The organism is Bradyrhizobium sp. (assembly GCF_052389815.1).
GTDB lineage: Bacteria > Pseudomonadota > Alphaproteobacteria > Rhizobiales > Xanthobacteraceae > Bradyrhizobium.
The window spans coordinates 1-17435 of sequence record NZ_JBQTHN010000028.1; the positions used below are offsets into that span (position 1 = coordinate 1).

The 17435-nt window shown below is 63.8% G+C and carries 14 protein-coding genes and 2 pseudogenes; 8 read left to right on the top strand and 8 right to left on the bottom strand.

Annotated features, from left to right (window positions below; genetic code table 11):
* Positions 1-165 precede the first annotated feature (165 nt).
* Positions 166-1284 (bottom strand): AI-2E family transporter, encoded by a 1119-nt coding sequence (locus ACT4OC_RS06125; protein ID WP_444838075.1) that lies wholly within the window; start codon positions 1282-1284, stop codon positions 166-168.
* A gap of 150 nt (positions 1285-1434) precedes the next feature.
* Between ACT4OC_RS06125 and ACT4OC_RS06130 the strand changes: the two genes are divergently transcribed.
* The 3 genes from ACT4OC_RS06130 (at position 1435) to ACT4OC_RS06140 (ending at position 5112) form a co-directional block, all read left to right on the top strand.
* On the top strand, positions 1435-2139 hold the full coding sequence (locus ACT4OC_RS06130; protein ID WP_444838076.1) for a hypothetical protein: 705 nt from the start codon (positions 1435-1437) through the stop codon (positions 2137-2139).
* A gap of 153 nt (positions 2140-2292) precedes the next feature.
* Entirely contained in the window at positions 2293-3063 is a 771-nt protein-coding gene (locus tag ACT4OC_RS06135; protein WP_444838077.1) for a gamma-glutamyl-gamma-aminobutyrate hydrolase family protein, read from the top strand.
* Positions 3064-3273: 210 nt separating this feature from the next.
* The gene (locus ACT4OC_RS06140; protein ID WP_444838078.1) at positions 3274-5112 is read left to right on the top strand and encodes a PAS domain S-box protein; all 1839 of its coding nucleotides are present in this window, start codon (positions 3274-3276) and stop codon (positions 5110-5112) included.
* A gap of 59 nt (positions 5113-5171) precedes the next feature.
* On the opposite strand, the gene glnA is transcribed toward ACT4OC_RS06140, so the two are convergent.
* Together glnA and ACT4OC_RS06150 are read right to left on the bottom strand one after the other, a co-directional pair.
* Positions 5172-6581, bottom strand: a complete 1410-nt coding sequence (gene glnA, locus ACT4OC_RS06145; RefSeq protein WP_444838079.1) for a type I glutamate--ammonia ligase — start codon at positions 6579-6581, stop codon at positions 5172-5174.
* A gap of 128 nt (positions 6582-6709) precedes the next feature.
* The gene (locus tag ACT4OC_RS06150) at positions 6710-7048 is read right to left on the bottom strand and encodes a P-II family nitrogen regulator (protein WP_011441447.1); all 339 of its coding nucleotides are present in this window, start codon (positions 7046-7048) and stop codon (positions 6710-6712) included.
* Positions 7049-7406: 358 nt separating this feature from the next.
* Between ACT4OC_RS06150 and ACT4OC_RS06155 the strand changes: the two genes are divergently transcribed.
* Complete coding sequence (locus ACT4OC_RS06155; protein ID WP_444838080.1) at positions 7407-8906, top strand: NAD(P)H-hydrate dehydratase; 1500 nt, start codon at positions 7407-7409, stop codon at positions 8904-8906.
* A 114-nt stretch (positions 8907-9020) separates the two neighbouring features.
* On the top strand, positions 9021-10475 hold the full coding sequence (locus tag ACT4OC_RS06160) for a putative nucleotidyltransferase substrate binding domain-containing protein (protein ID WP_444838081.1): 1455 nt from the start codon (positions 9021-9023) through the stop codon (positions 10473-10475).
* On the opposite strand, the gene ACT4OC_RS06165 is transcribed toward ACT4OC_RS06160, so the two are convergent.
* The 5 genes from ACT4OC_RS06165 to ACT4OC_RS06185 form a co-directional block, all read right to left on the bottom strand.
* Positions 10468-13242 (bottom strand): ATP-binding protein, encoded by a 2775-nt coding sequence (locus ACT4OC_RS06165; protein WP_444838082.1) that lies wholly within the window; start codon positions 13240-13242, stop codon positions 10468-10470. The genes ACT4OC_RS06160 and ACT4OC_RS06165 overlap by 8 nt on opposite strands.
* Before the next feature lie 3 nt (positions 13243-13245).
* A complete protein-coding gene (locus ACT4OC_RS06170; protein ID WP_444838083.1) occupies positions 13246-13515 on the bottom strand; it encodes a hypothetical protein in 270 nt (89 codons plus the stop codon).
* A gap of 52 nt (positions 13516-13567) precedes the next feature.
* Positions 13568-15673 (bottom strand): exonuclease domain-containing protein, encoded by a 2106-nt coding sequence (locus tag ACT4OC_RS06175; RefSeq protein ID WP_444838084.1) that lies wholly within the window; start codon positions 15671-15673, stop codon positions 13568-13570.
* Between the two features lie 20 nt (positions 15674-15693).
* The gene (locus tag ACT4OC_RS06180; protein WP_444838085.1) at positions 15694-16068 is read right to left on the bottom strand and encodes a response regulator transcription factor; all 375 of its coding nucleotides are present in this window, start codon (positions 16066-16068) and stop codon (positions 15694-15696) included.
* A gap of 78 nt (positions 16069-16146) precedes the next feature.
* On the bottom strand, positions 16147-16281 hold the full coding sequence (locus ACT4OC_RS06185; RefSeq protein ID WP_444838086.1) for a hypothetical protein: 135 nt from the start codon (positions 16279-16281) through the stop codon (positions 16147-16149).
* A gap of 197 nt (positions 16282-16478) precedes the next feature.
* On the opposite strand from ACT4OC_RS06185, the pseudogene ACT4OC_RS06190 reads away from it, so the two are divergent.
* The 3 genes and pseudogenes from ACT4OC_RS06190 to ACT4OC_RS06200 form a co-directional block, all read left to right on the top strand.
* Positions 16479-16784: pseudogene (locus ACT4OC_RS06190) on the top strand (ADP-dependent NAD(P)H-hydrate dehydratase); the annotation flags it as partial.
* Between the two features lie 53 nt (positions 16785-16837).
* A pseudogene (locus ACT4OC_RS06195) lies at positions 16838-17134 on the top strand (type II toxin-antitoxin system RelE/ParE family toxin).
* Between the two features lies 1 nt (position 17135).
* Complete coding sequence (locus tag ACT4OC_RS06200; protein WP_444838087.1) at positions 17136-17426, top strand: addiction module antidote protein; 291 nt, start codon at positions 17136-17138, stop codon at positions 17424-17426.
* Positions 17427-17435: the final 9 nt, after the last annotated feature.

Here is a 17435-nt window from a genome sequence, read left to right on the forward strand (position 1 = left end):
GAAGGCCTGTCAACTCGTAGAAAGTTCATTCTCTGCACTGCTTGCGCAATGACGGCAACAGAATATTTTCGGCGCTATGGCGTCGGACTGCGAATGGATTTCTACTGCGTCGATGGCCGATTGAATACTTGCCCAGTCTCTGCGCTTTGCCCACCCTACAGAGCATCAGGCCGCTATCGGCTCGACGCGAGCTCGCTCGCCCTTGAAATGATCGATCATCACCTTGCCGATCGCCATCAGCGGCAGCGCTAGCGCCAGGCCCCAGATGCCGAAGACGACGCCGAGCAGGATCTGGAACGCGAACAGCGTGGCCGGCGGGATGTCGAGCGCCTGGCGCTGGATGATCGGCGTGAGGATATAGCTCTCCAGCGCGTGCACGCCGAGGAACAGGACGAAGGCGCTGAGGCCTGCGACCCAGCCCGAGGCGAGGCTCGCCAGCACCACGATCAGGCCGCCGAGGATCGCGCCGACCGTCGGGATGAAGGCGAGCAGGCCGGCCTGGATGCCCAGGATGAACGATGAGGGGATGCCGATCAGCGCCAGGCCGATCCAGGTGACCAGGAACACCGCGGCCATGGTGATGATCTGCGCAATCAGCCAGCGCTCCAGCGTAAAGCCGATGCGGTCGATGATGACGGTGGCGCGCGCACGGTGCTTTGCCGGCGCCATGAAGACGAGGCCATTGCGGTAGACGCCCGGCTGCACCGCAAAGGCCAGCCCGAGGAATAGCACGATGAAGAAGTGCCCGACGGCGCTGACGGTGCCGAGCAGCACCTTGAAGGTCTGCCCGAGGATCGCGCCGCCGCTGGAGGCGATCGCGCTGGCGCTGGGCAGGTTGTGCGGCGTTGCGGCCGCCGGCGCCTCCGGGGAACTCGGCGTCGTGAAGGAGCTGATGTCGAAGAAGCCGGTATCGACGCCGCGGCTTTCCAGGAAGGCCTTCACGTTGACGAGTTGCGACTTGATGGTGTCGCTGAGAATGGTCGCCTGCTGGGCGATGGTGGTGCCGCCGAGGAAGACGATGCCGGACAACATCGCCGCCAGCGCCAGACATACGATGAGAAGCCGCACGGGTTGCGGCAACGGCACCACGCGTCCGAGCAAGCCGCTCATGGCGTTGAGCGCCACGCCCAGCAGCATGCCGGAGAAGATCAGGAACAGCGTCGCGGCGAAATACCAGGCGAAGATCAACAGCGCCACGAACATCGCGATGCCGATGCCGCCGACCGATATCGACCAGGCCAGATCGTTGCGGGCCTGAAGGCGCTCTTCGGTCGAAACTGGCATGACGATCCCCTCCTGCTTTCCGTCTGGCGGGACACTCATTCGACAAAACGCGGCCGGGATCAAGCCGCCATCGCGCGCCGGTTTGACGCTATGGGCGGGGGTGTGCCAAGCGGGACGGGTAAGCCGAATCGTTGACAAAGGCCGGGCGGAATGAAGCTCCTCAAATGGATCGGTCCACTGGGACTGCTCGCCGTGCTCGTCGCCGGCGACCACATCAGGGTCAACCGGCCCGGCCACAAATACCGCATGACGGTCGAGGTCGAGACGCCCGCGGGCGTCAAATCGGCATCGAACATTCTCGCCGTGACGCCTTATCGGGGCTACACGCCCGGCGGCAACACCCGCACCTCGGGCGATGCGGTATTCGTCGATCTCGGCGGGGGCAAGAATCTCGTCGCCTTGCTGGCGCATCTCGACAAGACGCTCGATCTCGACGCAATCAACTACGTCGCGCTGCGCGCCTATCCGGCGGCGTCAGGCAAGCGGGTCAATTTCAACGACATGAGCAGGCAGAGCGGCGCCGTGCCGGTGCAGGGGGCGCTGATCCCGGTGCTGGTGACGTTTGCCGATCCCGCCAGTCCCGGCAGCGCCAAGATCGTCTCGCCCGCCGATGCCGAGGCCGCGCTCGGCAAGGGCTTTCGCCTGCGCGGCGTCACGGCGGAGGTGGTGCCGAACGGATTCTGGCCGATCGATTTCGGCGGCGCCCTCGGCGATCCCGTCACGCGCGGGATCAAGGGCAGGCTGCCGTGGCTCGACGGGGAGGGCGCGCCGGCGGCTGCCGCAACGGCGCTGAAGGCTGCCGGCCCTCCGGGCGCCGAGGCCGTCGAAGCCAGGCAGGCCTTCACCCGCAAATAGCCTCAACCGGCCTTGCGGGCCTGAGCTTATTGCAGGGGTATGGCGCGCCGGGTGCAGGCGACACATATTGATCCACCGCAGGGCGGAAGGCATGATCGGCCCTGGAATCGTGGCCCAAAGAGAACAAGCAATCTTGCACGAGACGTTGACCCCATGAGGCGGCCGGTCGTCGGTATCATCGGCAATTCGCATCGGATCGAAAATCGTTTCCCGGTTCAGGCCGTCGGCGAGCGCAACCTGCGCGCGGTCGCGGAAGTCTCCGGCGCGATCCCGTTGATGTTTGCCTCCATCCCCGAGATCACCGACGTCGGCGCGCTGCTCGACGTCGTCGACGGCGTGGTGCTGACCGGCGCGCGCGCCAACGTCCACCCCACGCGCTTCAACGTCGACCCTTGCGAGAAGCACGAGCCCTACGACATCCACCGTGACCACGTGGCGCTCGAGGTGGCGGAAGCCTGCGTCGCCCGCGGCATTCCGCTGTTCGGAATCTGCCGCGGCTTACAGGAGATGAACGTCGCCTTCGGCGGCTCGCTGCATCCGGAAATCCGCGAGCTGCCCGGCCGCATCAACCACCGCATGCCGCGGCTGGAGAATGGCGAGATCCATCCCGACCCCACGGTGATCTTTGCCGACCGCCACGAAGTGCGGCTGACGCCGGGCGGGGCGTTCGCGAAAATCCTGGGGTGCGAGACCATCCGCGTGAACTCGCTGCATGGCCAGGGCATCCTCGAGCCGGGTGGGCGCGTCGTGATCGAAGGCATCGCCGAGGATGGCACCATCGAGGCGATCCGCATCGCGGATGCGCCGAGCTTTGCACTCGGCGTGCAATGGCACGCCGAATACGATCCGCAGAAGAACCCGATCAACCGCGCGCTGTTCGAGGCGTTCGGTCAGGCGCTGGTCGAATACAGGCGGGCGAGCTGACGGGCGGCCGGTAGGCATTCAAGCCGGCGTGATTTCGCAGGCGCACACGCCGCCAAGGTTATTCACAACGCCACTTTCCCGCCGCTTTTCCGGGGACAGGCCGTAATCTTGCGGGGTCAATAATTGACGACCCGTCGGCTGAAGCCGGATATGCATTACCGACGGCTGGCGGCACTGCATTTTCCCCGGGGGCAGGAGCGTTTCGCTATCATGACGTTATGGGGCCGCGTGGCGCTCGCCATGGTGCTGCTTGCCGTCGCAACGGTTGGCGCGGCGGGCCTGTCCGTGGCGTATTTCGGCGGCGGCGGATTGGGGCTCGAGGCGTTGCTGTCGGCGGGCGCGATCGGCGTCGTGCTGGCCCTGGTCCTGGCTTCCTTCGTGGCGCGGCAGCTGTCGCAACTGCTCGCCGCGGAAGCTGCGCGGCAGGACGCGGCGCGCCTGGCACTTGCGGAGAGCGAGCAGAACGCGCAGGCCATTATCAAGACCGCGCTCGACGCCTTTTTTCAAACCGATCTCGACGGCGTCATTCTCGAATGGGGTCCGCAGGCCGAAGCCCTGACCGGATGGACGCGGCAAGAGGCGATCGGCGCCAATGTCGTGGACCTGCTCGTGCCGGAACGGCTGCGCGATGCGCACCGGCAGCGGCGCCAGAAAATGCTGGGCGAGGAATTGGGCAGGTCTGCCGGCGTCCGGTTCGAGGCCAGCGCGATGCACCGCGACGGCCGCGAATTCCCGGTCGAGGTCTCGGCCACCGCGCTTCGCCGCGGCGACAGCTACGTCCTCAACAACTTCCTGAGGGACATCAGCCAGAAGCGGCTCGCCGAGGAGCAGCTGATCCAGGCGCAGAAGATCGAAGCGGTCGGCCAGCTCACCGGCGGCATCGCGCACGAATTCAACAACATGCTCACGGTGATCACCGGGACGATCGACATCCTCGCCGACGGCGTCAAGGACAATCCGAGCCTTGCTTCCATCGCGAAAATGATCGGCGATGCCGCCGATCGCGGCGCGCGGCTGACGTCGAGCCTGCTGGCGTTCGCCCGGAAGCAGCCGCTGCAGCCGGCCGAGATCGACGTCAACGCGCTCATCAGGGAAATCGTCCAGCTGCTGTCGCTGACCTTCGGCAAGCATGTCGCCATCGTAACGAGGCTTTCGAGCGATGCCTGGCCGGCCCTGGTCGACCGCGCGCAGCTGAACTCGGCGCTGGTCGACCTTGCCATCAATGCCCGCGACGCGATGGAAGGCAGCGGCACGCTGACCTTCGCAACCAGCAATGTCGTGTTCGGCATGCGTGAGGCAGTGGCCACCGGCGTCGAGGGCGCGGGCGACTATGTCGTCATCGAAGTCGCCGATACCGGGCCGGGCATCCCGCCATCGATCCGCGACAACATCTTCGATCCGTTCTTTTCGACCAAGGAAGTCGGGAAGGGCACCGGGCTCGGCCTCAGCATGGTGTTCGGCTTCGTCAAGCAGTCCGGCGGCAGCATCGAGATCGGCGGCGAGGCGGGGCGCGGCGCCGTCCTCCGGATCTACCTGCCGAAAGCCGATGCAAGTGCGCTTGCCCTGGCGAACGGCGACGAGCGGCCGGTGGTCGGCGGGCACGAAACCATCCTCTGCGTCGAGGACGATCTCGAGGTCCGGCAATTCGTGACCGTCCAGCTGGAAAGCCTCGGCTACAAGACCATCGTTGCAACCAATGCGGCGGAAGCCCTCGCCATTGCCGGCCGCGGCACGCCGTTCGATCTGCTCTTCACCGACATCGTAATGCCCGGGCCCATGAACGGGCGGCAATTGGCCGAGCGGATGATGGCCGAGCGTCCGGCGCTACGCGTGCTCTTCACGTCGGGCTATGCCTACGGCGCGATGCACGCGCAGGGCCGCGCGGGGCAGGGCATTCCGATGCTGACAAAACCCTACCGCAAGGCCGAGCTGGCGCGGATGCTGCGCCGCTGTCTCGATCCGGCTATCGATCACGCCGGCGATCCGATCCCGCTGCCATACTCGGTGCAGCCGGAGCTCGAACGCTTCGTGCGCAAGAACTCGCAATAGGCAAAACAAAAGGCGCCCGCTGGGGGCGCCTTTCGCATTCGCGGCAGTGAACCGGGAAATCACTGCGAATAGTACATGTCGAACTCGACCGGGTGCGGGGTCATCTCGAAGCGCTCGACCTCGGTCATTTTCAGCTCGATGTAGCTGTCGATGAAGTCGTCGTCGAACACGCCGCCGTTCTTGAGGAACCCGCGGTTCTTGTCGAGGTTCTCCAGCGCCTCGCGGAGCGAGCCGCAGACGGTCGGGATCTGCTTCAGCTCTTCCTTCGGCAGGTCGTAGAGATCCTTGTCCATCGCCGGACCCGGATCGATCTTGTTCTTGATGCCGTCCAGGCCCGCCATCAGCATCGCGGCGAAGCCGAGATACGGATTGGCCACTGGGTCGGGGAAGCGGACCTCGACGCGCTTGGCCTTCGGGTTGGAGGTATAGGGGATGCGGCAGGAAGCCGAGCGGTTGCGCGCGGAGTAGGCGAGCAGCACCGGGGCTTCATAGCCGGGGACCAGGCGCTTGTAGGAGTTGGTCGAGGGGTTGGTGAAGGCGTTGATCGCCTTGGCGTGCTTGATGATGCCGCCGATGTAGTGCAGGCAGGTCTCCGACAGGTCGGCATACTTGTTGCCGGCGAACACCGGCTTGCCGCCCTTCCAGATCGACTGATGGCAGTGCATGCCCGAGCCGTTGTCGCCGAAGATCGGCTTCGGCATGAAAGTGGCGGTCTTGCCGTAGATGTGGGCGACCTGGTGGATGCAGTATTTGTAGATCTGCATCTGGTCGGCCATCAGCGTCATGGTGTCGAACTTCATGCCGAGCTCATGCTGGGCGGAGGCGACTTCATGGTGATGCTTCTCGACCTTGACGCCCATCTTGGCCATGGCGCCGAGCATTTCCGAGCGCATGTCCTGCACGCTGTCCTGCGGCGGCACCGGGAAGTAGCCGCCCTTGGTGCGGATGCGGTGGCCGAGATTGCCGCCCTCGTACTCGGTATCGGAGTTGGTCGGGAATTCCGAGGAATCGAGCTTGAAGCCGGTGTTGTAGGGCGTGGCCGCGAAGCGCACGTCGTCGAACACGAAGAACTCGGCTTCGGGGCCGAAGAACACGGTGTCGCCGACGCCCATCGACTTCACCATCGCCTCGGCCTTCTTGGCCATGCCGCGCGGATCGCGGTTGTAGGGCTCGCCGGTGGTCGGCTCCAGCACGTCGCAGACGATGACCATGGTGGTCTCGGCGAAGAACGGATCGATCGTCGCGGTGACGGGGTCGGGCATCAGGCACATGTCGGATTCGTTGATCGCCTTCCAGCCGGCAATCGACGAGCCGTCGAACATCTGGCCCTCGGCGAAGGTTTCCTCTTCGATCATGCCGACGTCGAAGGTCACGTGCTGCCACTTGCCGCGCGGGTCGGTGAAGCGCAGGTCGACGTACTTGACGTCGTTGTCCTTGATCGATTTCAGGACGTCTTTGGCGGTCTTCATGAATTCCCCTTATCTCTGGCGGGTCGGTTTCCTGGAGTGAACGGCGAGTGAGGTCGCGAACGAGATCAGGCTGCGGAAAGCAGCCCGTTTTTCTTGTTTTTGCCGCGAAATTCCGGATAGCACCCGGCTCAGATAGCGTCCAGCCCGGATTCGCCGGTTCGGATGCGGATCGCTTCCTCGATGTTTGAAACGAAGATTTTGCCGTCGCCGATGCGACCCGTCTGGGCGGCGCGGCGGATGGCATCGATCGCCTTCTCCACGAGGTCGTCGCCGATGACGATCTCGATCTTCACCTTGGGCAGGAAGTCGACGATATATTCTGCACCGCGATATAGTTCCGCATGGCCCTTCTGCCGTCCAAAACCCTTGGCTTCGGTCACGGTGATGCCCTGCAGTCCGACTTCCTGAAGCGCCTCCTTCACCTCGTCGAGTTTGAACGGCTTGATGATGGCCTCGATCTTCTTCACTGATTTCTTCTCCCGGCGCTTCCGTAAATTCCAGACTGCTGCGCGTTCTCAACGGTTGTGCTGACGCGCCGCTCGTTCGATGCTGCGATCCGGCGAACTGCCGGAAAATGCTCGCGATTACCCATCATCCTCAGCGGCTTCCTCAAAAGCAGGGTCTATGCCAAGTTGTTAACCTGTCTGATTTTGGAGTGTTATCAGACTTTTAACGTGCAGCCGGGTGGAGTTGCGGGCAACCTGCCCATGATACGTCAGCCTACAAAATAGGCAAACAGATCAATTCGTATGCAGGCAATGGCCTGCGGCGTTCAAGCCCGGAATGGATGTGCCTCAGTAAAGGGCGTTTGGATCAGGATTTGGCATGGAAGTTCTCACTACGTCCGAAATGGAGCGCGCCGATCACCTGACGATCGCGGCCGGCACGCCGGGCTTCGCGCTGATGCTAAGCGCTGGCCAGGCAGTGGCGGAAGCGGCGATGGATCTGGCCGAGGAGGGCCCGATCGTCGTGGTCGCCGGCCGCGGCAACAATGGCGGCGACGGCTTCGTGGCGGCGGCCGAGCTTGCCGCGCGCGGCCGCGAGGTTTCCGTGGTGCTGCTGTGCGAGCGCGACAGCCTGCAGGGCGATGCGGCCTCCGCGGCGCGCGGCTGGAAATATCCGGTGCTGCCGTTCAACCCGCAGGCGCTCGGCAGGCCGGCGCTGATCATCGACGCGCTGTTCGGCGCGGGGCTGAACCGGCCGGTGAAAGGCGAGCCGCTCGAAATGATCGAAGCGATCAACGCCAATGGCGCGCCGGTGCTGGCAGTCGATCTGCCGAGCGGCATCAACGGCACGACGGGTCAGGTAATGGGCGTTGCCGTGCGCGCCACGGAAACCGTGACCTTCTTCCGCCGCAAGCCCGCGCATCTGCTCTTGCCGGGCCGCATGTATTGCGGCCGCGTCCGCCTCGCCGACATCGGCATCGAAAGGAGCGTGCTCGCCGAGATCAGGCCGCAGACCTTCGAGAACGTGCCCGACACCTGGCAGGCCTCGTTCCCGGTGCCGCGCATGGACGGGCACAAATATGCCCGCGGCCATGCGGTGATCGTGTCGGGCGAGATGGCGTCGACCGGCGCGGCGCGGCTTGCCGCGCGCGGTGCACTGCGGGCGGGTGCGGGCCTGGTGACGGTTGTTTCGCCGCGCGAGGCGCTGGCGGTGAACGCGGCGGCCCTTGCCGCCGTGATGGTGCGCGGCGTCGATACGCCGATCGAGTTCGGCGAATTCCTCGACGACCGGCGCTTCAACGCCTGCGTGATCGGGCCGGGCGCCGGGATCAGCGAACGCACCCGCGGCTTCGTGCACACCGCGCTGTCGGCGCAAAAGCATCTCGTGCTGGATGCGGATGCGCTGACGAGCTTTGCCGAGGCGCCGGACCGCCTGTTCGAGTCCATCAAGGCGTCGGTCGACCCGAAGGTCGTGCTGACCCCGCATGAGGGCGAGTTCCCGCGCCTGTTTTCCGACATCAGCAACAAGAATCCCGGCCGCTCAAAACTCGAGCGCGTGCGCGATGCCGCGCAGCGCTCCGGCGCGGTGGTTCTGCTAAAGGGCGCCGATACCGTGGTGGCCGCGCCCGACGGCCGCGCCACCATCGCCTCCAACGCGCCGCCCTGGCTCGCCACCGCCGGCGCCGGCGACGTGCTCGCCGGCATCGTCGCCGCCATGCTGGCGCAGGGCGTGAGCGCATTCGAGGCTGCCAGCATCGGCGTGTGGATGCACGGCGAGGGCGCGCGCGAGGCGGGGCCCGGCCTGATCGCGGAGGACTTGCCGGAAGTGATGCCGGCGGTGTTCCGCCGGCTCTATGACGCGTTCGGGATCGAGTATTAGTGGACTGGACTTGACATTCGCGACCGACCTGGCCGCGAGCGCGTGACGCGAATGCCAAATCCAAAGCTGGCAACTTATCTCCAGGGAGCATCAGGGTCCGCGGAGCAAGTCACCTTGAGTACGCAAACCGAGATTTTCCGACGCCTCGTACGCGACCATATGCGACCGCCGCCGTTGCGTGTTGCACCGGGCGCGACGGTGATCGAGGTCGTGAGCCTGATGACGGCGACGCCTGCGTCCTGCGCTGTCGTCATCGATGGTGCGGGCCGACCCAGGGGCATCGTGACGGAACAGGACGTCGTGCGTCGGATCGCGTGGCGTACGGAGCCCGATCAAGGCGTCGAGTCGGTGATGACGTCGCCGGTGGTCGTGGCGGGGGCCGACGACTACCTTTTTCAGGCGGTCGCCTTGATGCGCCGTAGCAAGCTTCGGCATGTCCCCGTCGTGGACTGGAGCGGAGCGATGATCGGCATGCTCGCCCTGGACGAAGCGCTCGCCTCCTTGTCGAGCGAGACCATGTCGCTCATCGAGCAACTCACGCACGAGGAGAGCGTCAAGGGCCTGCACCTCATAAAGGAGGCGCAGGCCCAGCTTGCCAGCGCACTGTTGGACAACAACGTTCCGGCGCCGGAGGTGCAGTCGCTGCTCACCGAGATCAACACCGATATCCACCGGCGTGTCCTGAGGCTGGTGGAAGCGGCGATGCGCGACGACGGCTGGGGGGAGCCTTCTGCGCGATTCGCTCTCATAATCATGGGCTCGGGTGGGCGCGGCGAAAACTTTCTGGCGCCCGACCAGGACAATGGCTTCATCCTCGCTGACGACGTCGGCAGTCAGGGCAAGCGCGCGGACGCCTATTTTCTGGAGCTTGCCGTGCGCATGACGCGGATGCTTGACGCGGTCGGCTTCCGCCTCTGCGTCGGCGACGTCATGGCCACCAATCCCGTCTGGCGCAAGAGCCTGTCGGATTGGCGCCGGCAGATCGACAGCTGGATCAGGCGGCGCGAGTCCGGAATGCTGTTGAACTGCGATATCTTCTTCGATTTCCGTCATGCGTTCGGTGATCCCGCACTCTCGAGCGAGCTCCGCAGCCACGTCACCGCAGTAGCCTCGGAGTACCCTCAGTTCCTCCGACACCTGTTCGCCATCGAAGCCGAGCACAAGGTGGCACTCGGCTGGTTCGGACGCTTGCGCAAGGAGTACCATGGCGAGGATCGGCAGGGTGTGGTGAACCTGAAGCTTCGTGGAACGTTACCGCTCGTGGAAGGTGCGCGACTGCTTGCGCTTAAAGCCGGTATTCCGGCCACGTCGACGCTCACCCGGCTTGATTGCCTCAAGGAGAAGGGGGTCATCAGCGCTGGAGATCATGAGGATCTTGCCGACGCGTTCAGGCATATGACCCGTCTTCTGCTCCGCCAGCAGCTGGAGGACTTCAAGGCCGGGCGCAAGATCACCAACTATGTCCCCGTGGCTGATCTCTCACAACGCGATAACAAACATCTCGTGGCGTCCTTCCGCGCCATCGAAAACCTGCGTGCAACACTGGATATGGAATTCTCCGTCAAGTGATCTCGCGAGCGGCTGAGGCCGGGTGGGAGGGCTCGGCCGAAGAGGCGGCCGAAGGGATGCGGACGAAAAATGTCGCACCCTTGCCGAGTTCGCTCTCGACCCAGATGGTGCCCCCGAAGCGCTCGAGGATATGCAAGCTGATCGGCAGCCCGAGACCGGTGCCCTGCGGCTTGCCGATCAATGTGTCCCCTGCCTGGCGGAAGCGCTCGAAAATCTTCTTGTGATCTTCCCTGGCGATGCCGACACCATTGTCACGCACGCTGACCAGGATGGACCCCGCTTCCGCTCGCGCAACGATGGTTATCAGACCATTGTCCTTGTCGCAAAACTTGACCGCGTTGGAAATCAAGTTGACCAGCACTTGCGTGATCCGGTCGGCGTCAACGAGAATCGTCGGCAGATCCTCGGCCACGCGACACCCAAGCTTGATACGAGGGTTCTTGGCGAAGAGGCCGGCCGTTGCGGCGAGCGCATTGTCGATCACCTTCCTGGGCTCGATCCTGGCCGGGTGCCAATCCGTCTGTCCGGCCTCCATCTTGGCAAGGTCGAGGATGTCGTTGACGAGCCTGGTCAGCCGCTCGGTTTCCTGAACGATGGTGCCAAGGAACATCTTGCGCTGCTCGACGGGAATATCCGGATTGTCGTGCACGATCTCACTGAAGGAGCGGATCGAGGTGAGCGGTGTCCTGAACTCATGGCTGATCGTCGAGACAAAGTCGTCCTTCATCTTGTCGAGCTCCTTTAGACGCTCGTTGGCTGCCCTGAGCTCTGCCGTCGCAGCCTCGAGCTGCTGCGACTTCTCCTCCAGTTGACGGCTGTAGACGACAAGTTGCGAAGCTTCGTCGAGAATCTGCATGACCTCGTCGATGTCGTGCATCTCCTCCCTCAACACCGAGGCGATCATGATCCGTGCGGAGGCCGCGCCAATGGCGCCGGCGAGTTGCCGCTCCGCATAATGCACGACGTCCGCATCCGCCGCATGGGCATCGTCGAGCCGGCGCCCTCGGTCGCGCTCGAAGCGCTGGAGGGCTTGGTCCGTCAGGGTCTCACCGATGAAGCGGTTCGAGAGGCGACGAAGGTCGCCGATAGTGGCGGTGCCACGCCAGATGCGCGCGCCCTCGGATGGCTGCTTGAAGATGTCTACAAACTGTACGGCCTGGCTGCGCTCGATCATGGTCTGCGTTGTAGTAAGCGACACCGCAACGTAGAGCCCGACATTGATCACCATGGTCCAGAACAGGGCGTGCGCAATGGGATCGAGGCCGGAAAGCCCGAGCAACGCATAGGGACTGAACAGCGCAAGCCCCCACGGGCCGTCCTGCACGAAGCTCTCCGAGATCCACCCCGATCGGGCGAACGAAGGCAGCAGCAACGTGTAGATCCACACCAGGAACCCGGCGCTCAATCCAGCCATGGCGCCGAGCCGGGTCGCTCCCTTCCACAGGATGCCGCCGAGGATGGCAGGTGCGAACTGTGCGGCGGCGACGAACGACATGAGTCCGATGGAGACCAGCGCGTAGGATTCGCCGATCAACCGGACATACGCGTAGCCGAGCAGGATCACGAAGATGATGGCGCTGCGGCGGATGGCGAGCATGAGGCCAGTCAGGTCCTTGCGCTCCGACAGATGCAGGCGGCCGAAGCGCAAGAGGAGGGGCATGACGAGATCGTTCGACACCATGGTGGCCAGCGCAATGGTTTCGACAATGATCATGCCCGTTGCCGCCGAGAGGCCGCCGATGAATGCGAACAACGCGATGGCCGGAAAATGCTCCGCCATCGGCACGGTCAACACGAAGGTGTCGGCGTCGACGGTATTTCCGGAAAAGTGGAGGAGCCCGCCAAAAGCGATCGGCAGGACGAAAATGTTGATGAGCAGCAGGTAGAGCGGGAACAGCCAGATGGCCTTCTTGATGTGGCGCTCATCCACATTCTCGACCACCAGCACCTGAAACTGGCGCGGCAGCAGCACAATGGCTGCCATCGAGACCAGCGTCAGCGAGAGCCAGCTCGAGTACCCGCCTGCGGCCTCGAGCGTAAAAAGACGCGCGAGGGCTGGATCGGCGGCGGCGCGCGAGAACACTTCGCCGAAGCCGCCATAGATGCCGTATGTGACGAACAATCCAACCGCCAGGAAAGCGAACAGCTTGACCACCGACTCGAAGGCAATCGCCGCCACCATGCCCTCATGTCGCTCGCTGGCGTCGATGTGCCGCGTGCCAAACAAGATGGCAAATGTGGCCATGATCACGGCCACGTAGAGCGCCGTGTCCTGCAGGACCGGTGTGGAGCCAAGCTTGGCCGGCATCATGATGTCCGGGTAGTGCTGGAGCACGGCGAAGCTCGTCGAGATCGCCTTCAGCTGTAGCGAGATGTACGGCATGATGCCGACAACGGCGATGATGGTCACCAACCCGCCCAGGAAGGAGCTCTTGCCGTAGCGCGAGGCAACGAAGTCGGCAATCGAGGTAATGCGATTGACCTTGCTGATGCGGATGATCTTGCGGATCAGAAACCAGCCAAGGATGAAGGTCAGCGTCGGGCCAAGATAGATCGGCAGGAAACTGACGCCCGAGGACGCGGCCCGTCCAACACTGCCGTAGAAGGTCCAGGCTGTGGCATACACGGCGATAGATAGCGCGAAGATGTAGGGGCTCGCGATGATGCTCCTACCCTGATCCGCGCGGCGGTCGCCATAGTAGGCGATGGCGAACAGGATCGAGAGATAGAGGAAGGAGACCGTGACTATGACGTAACCACCCAGCATGGCTCAGGCTCGCGGTCTGCGGTCGGGACGCCGGTCCGGATTCGGGCCAGGATCGCTTCCGGCACTCTCCTCGTCGGGGTCCGGCCGCTCGACGATCAGCGCCGTGAGGGCGATCAGCAACGCCCAGGAGAGAAACAAATAGAGATAGAGCGGTGGTATCCTACCCATGAAGGTGGCCTTGTCGAAGGCGCCGATCAGGGGTGGTGTGAGCAGCACCAAACCGAACAGGAACAAGCCGATCAAGCGCTCGGCAATCAATCCTTGTCTTGGCATGTGTGTCGCCTCTATGCGTTCCTTGCTGCGTTGCTGCTTTGGCCGTGCGAGATCATGTGAGTTGTGCCTGCTGACGACGCTGCTCCATCATCCGGCTTGAGATCCTGACGGCTTGACCGAGCGTCTCGATCCCGCGGGCTCTCAACAGATCCAGGAGCTTCACGAAGATCGCGGCCGTGGTCATGGCGTCGCCGATTGCGGTGTGCCTGCGAATGACCTCGACACCCAGTCGTTCGGCAGTGGCGGACAGCGAAAAATCGGACACATCCGGCTGCAGATACACGGACAGAAGCAGGGCATCGAGCACCGGGTTGTCGAATTTGACGCCTGCCTGCCCGGCACCGTTCTCAACGAATGTCATGTCGAACGCGGCGTTGTAGGCGACGAGCACGGAGTCGCCGATGAAGGACTTGAACTGTGGCAAGATGACATGGGCAGGGGGCTTGTCTCGCACCATTTCCGTGGTGATGCCGTGAATTCGCGTGGTGCTGGCCGGGATAACGCGGCCCGGATTGATCAGCCGCTCGAACGTCTCGCCCGTCAGGATGCGACCGTTGACCACACGAACCGCCCCGATTGAGATGAGCTCATCGCCCTCGTTGGGCCTGAGGCCGGTGGTTTCGGTGTCGAAGACGACAAGGTTGAGCTTGCGCAACGGCGTGTCCCTGATTGCCTCAGTCGTAGGAGCAAACAGGTCGAAGTCATAAAGTTCCGGCATCGGCGCAACGCGGTCCGACCGTTCCGGGGCGCGTGGCTGCTCGCTCTTCCTTAGCGGCAATCTGAGGCACGTGCGCCCCTCTGGCAGCGCCTGGCTCCATAGCTCGCTGCCATGTCGCTCCACGATCTGGCGGACCGTTCGGTTGCCGATCGTGCCCTTCAGCGGCTCCGCCAGCCAGGCTTCGATAATCGCCGAGGCGAGCGGTGCGCCGTCCCAAACCACCTCGACATAGACGTACTCGTCTCGCACTACGGCGCCGATATCGAAGGCGGCTTTCGCCGTGTGCCTGGCAACGGCGCGGATGAGATGCTCGAGCGCAAGCACCAGCGAGTGGCTGTCTGCATGAATCCAGACCGGCACGCCCACGGGCGTGACCTGGATGCCGTCGGCGTCTGCCAAATGCCTGCGGACGGCGCGGAACAGATCCAGCGAGTAAATGTCGGCCAACGGCCACTGACCCGTCGCAAGGCGTTCGTAACGCTGCGCAACGTCAGCAAAGCTCCGATTGAGCGTTCCGAGCTCCTTGCCAACGATGTCTTGAAAGACGCGGCGGTCGCCCGCTTCGAGCTCTCCCGCCAGCATTTCGGCAGCGGCACGCAAGCTTGCAAGTGGCCGTCGCCATTCCATGGCGACTTCACGCAAGAGCGCATCGCGCTGGGCCACGCTTTCGAGCTCGGCGCCGACATCGGCGAAGGTCAACACGTAGCCTGAGGCGCGGCCCGAAGGTTCGCGCACCAAGCTGAGCCTGGCCTGCAGCAATGTTGCAAGGTCGACCGACGCACAGACGAAGCGGCGCGTCGTGGAATCAAGCGTCGATCCTCCGGCGGACCGGGCTTCATCGCCGGCTGCGTCCTCTGACCGTTGCAGGAGCAGCTCGAGCGTCAACAGCACGGGCTCTCGCGTCAGCACGCCAAACAATGAGCGGGCAAGCCCAAGCGTATCTCGCGCGTTGAGTATCCGTGCGGCGGCCTGGTTGTAGAGGAGGATGCGGTGCTCGAGATTGCAGACGATCACACCTTCGGAGAGATCGAGCAGGATGGCCTCGAGCCGGCTCTTCTGCTCCTCCGCACGTCGCGTGGCAGCATCCACGGCCTCCTGTGTCTCGCCACGCGCGGCTCGGAGCGCGCCGAGTATTTTGTCGACCGCCGTTGGCAGCCCATTGAGCAAGTGGCCGCGATCGACCGCGAGCGGCCTATCGACGCGAATCTGCGACTGCATCAGCAGTTCCCGCTTCAGGGCGGCCAGGGGCTTGAGGAGCTTGACATGCAGCAGAGCCCAAGCAAGCCCAACCAAAGCGGCGACGACGGCAAATGCGATGGACATGTAAACGCCGACCGCTCCGCCACCTTGCACCGCCTGCCACAGCGCAACGCCCGACACAGCGAAGGCGGCAAGCGCCAATGCTGCGAGGAGGATGGGTATCGCAACGGCAGCCCGCATCGCACGCCCTTGTTGCCCGGTTACCTGGCCGGCCCGATCCAAGCGGTAACCCGTTCAACGACCTCGCGCGTCGAGAACGGTTTGGTGATGTAGTCGTCGGCGCCCAGCGCCAGGCCCTTTTCGCGTTCGATGTCGCGGCCCTTGGCTGTCAGCAGGATGACACGCACCGTCCGCCACTCGGGATTGGCCCGGATGGCCTCGCACACGTCGAAGCCGTTGCGCTTCGGCATCATGACATCGAGAAGCACGAGATCCGGCCGCGCCTTGCCTATCTCCGCAAGCGCCTCCTCGCCGTCGCGTGCGAGGCGAACTTCGTAGCCGGCCTTCTTCATCAGGAATTCGAGGGACAGCAGGATGTTGGCTTCGTCATCGACCACGAGCACGCTTTGCGGCATTGATTCCTCCCGGGGCAGCCGGGCTCCACGACGCGAGCGCGCGACAGGCGAATGCGGGCTCTACCAACTCGGCGCCACCTAGCGAAGCAGGTACATGGCCACGACCGCCACGGCGGCCCCGATCGCAGCCCATGCGAACTTGGCTACGACGCTCTCGATGGGATTCCACTCGAAATAGCGCTCCTTGTTTTCCTGCCAGATGTCCTTTTTCATCGGTTCCTCCGTTCTTGCTCTCGCCCTCCCAAAATCTCAGCACTGCCGCCCCGTTGACACAGCGACCCGGCGATTCGCGAAGCAAGTCAGACTGCTGGCGTCCAGGTCGCGGGAGCCAGTTTACATGTTCCGCCCATGTTTGTCCTTGCCTACCCTTGTCCGCACACGAGCGTCCCGCCGGGATGCTGCGGTGCGATGCCACGCAGCGCTCCGGCGCGGTGGTGCTGCTGAAGGGCGCCGATACGGTCGTAGCTGCGCCGGACGGCCGCGCCACCATCGCTTCCAACGCGCCGCCCTGGCTTGCCACCGCCGGCGCCGGCGACGTGCTCGCCGGTATCGTCGCGGCCATGCTGGCGCAGGGCGTGAGCGCATTCGAAGCCGCCGGCATCGTCGTATGGATGCACGGCGAGGGCGCCCGCGAGGCGGGCCCCGGCCTGATCGCGGAAGATTTGCCGGAGGTGATGCCGGCGGTGTTCAGGCGGTTCATGACGGGTTCGGGATGAGTATTGAGGGGCAGCTTGACCGCTGAAGGTTCGTAGTAGTTTATAAACTACAAGTGCTTGAGCTGAAGCAGACAGAGACGTTTCGAAAGTGGCGCCATCGCCTCAAGGATCACCGGGCCTGTGCGATGATTGCTTCGCGACTGGATCGGCTGGCCCAAGGGCACGCTGGCGACGCCGAGCCCGTTGGCTAAGGCATCAGCGAGCTGCGCATCCACTACGGCCCCGGTTACCGCGTCTATTTTCAGAAACGGGGAAGCACGATCATTGTTCTGCTTTGCGGTGGCGACAAGAGCACCCAGGCGAAAGACATCAGGACAGCAAAACGTCTTGCCGGGGAATGGAGTGAATGAGATGGGCAAGAAGCTGACGACTTATGATCCGGCGGAGGATTTGCTTTCCGATGAAGCAATTGCCGTGTTCATGGAGGAGGCCTTCAAAACCGAGGATGCCGGCTATATCGCGCATGCCCTTGGCGTTGTAGCCCGTGCCAAGGGGATGACACAGATTGCCAATGAGACCGGACTTTCACGCGAGCAGCTCTATCGCTCGTTCAGCACCAACGGCAATCCGACCTTGAAGACGACGATTGCCGTGATGAAGGCGCTGGGAATCGAACTCACGGCAAAGCCCCACATCCAATGAGGACGCGGC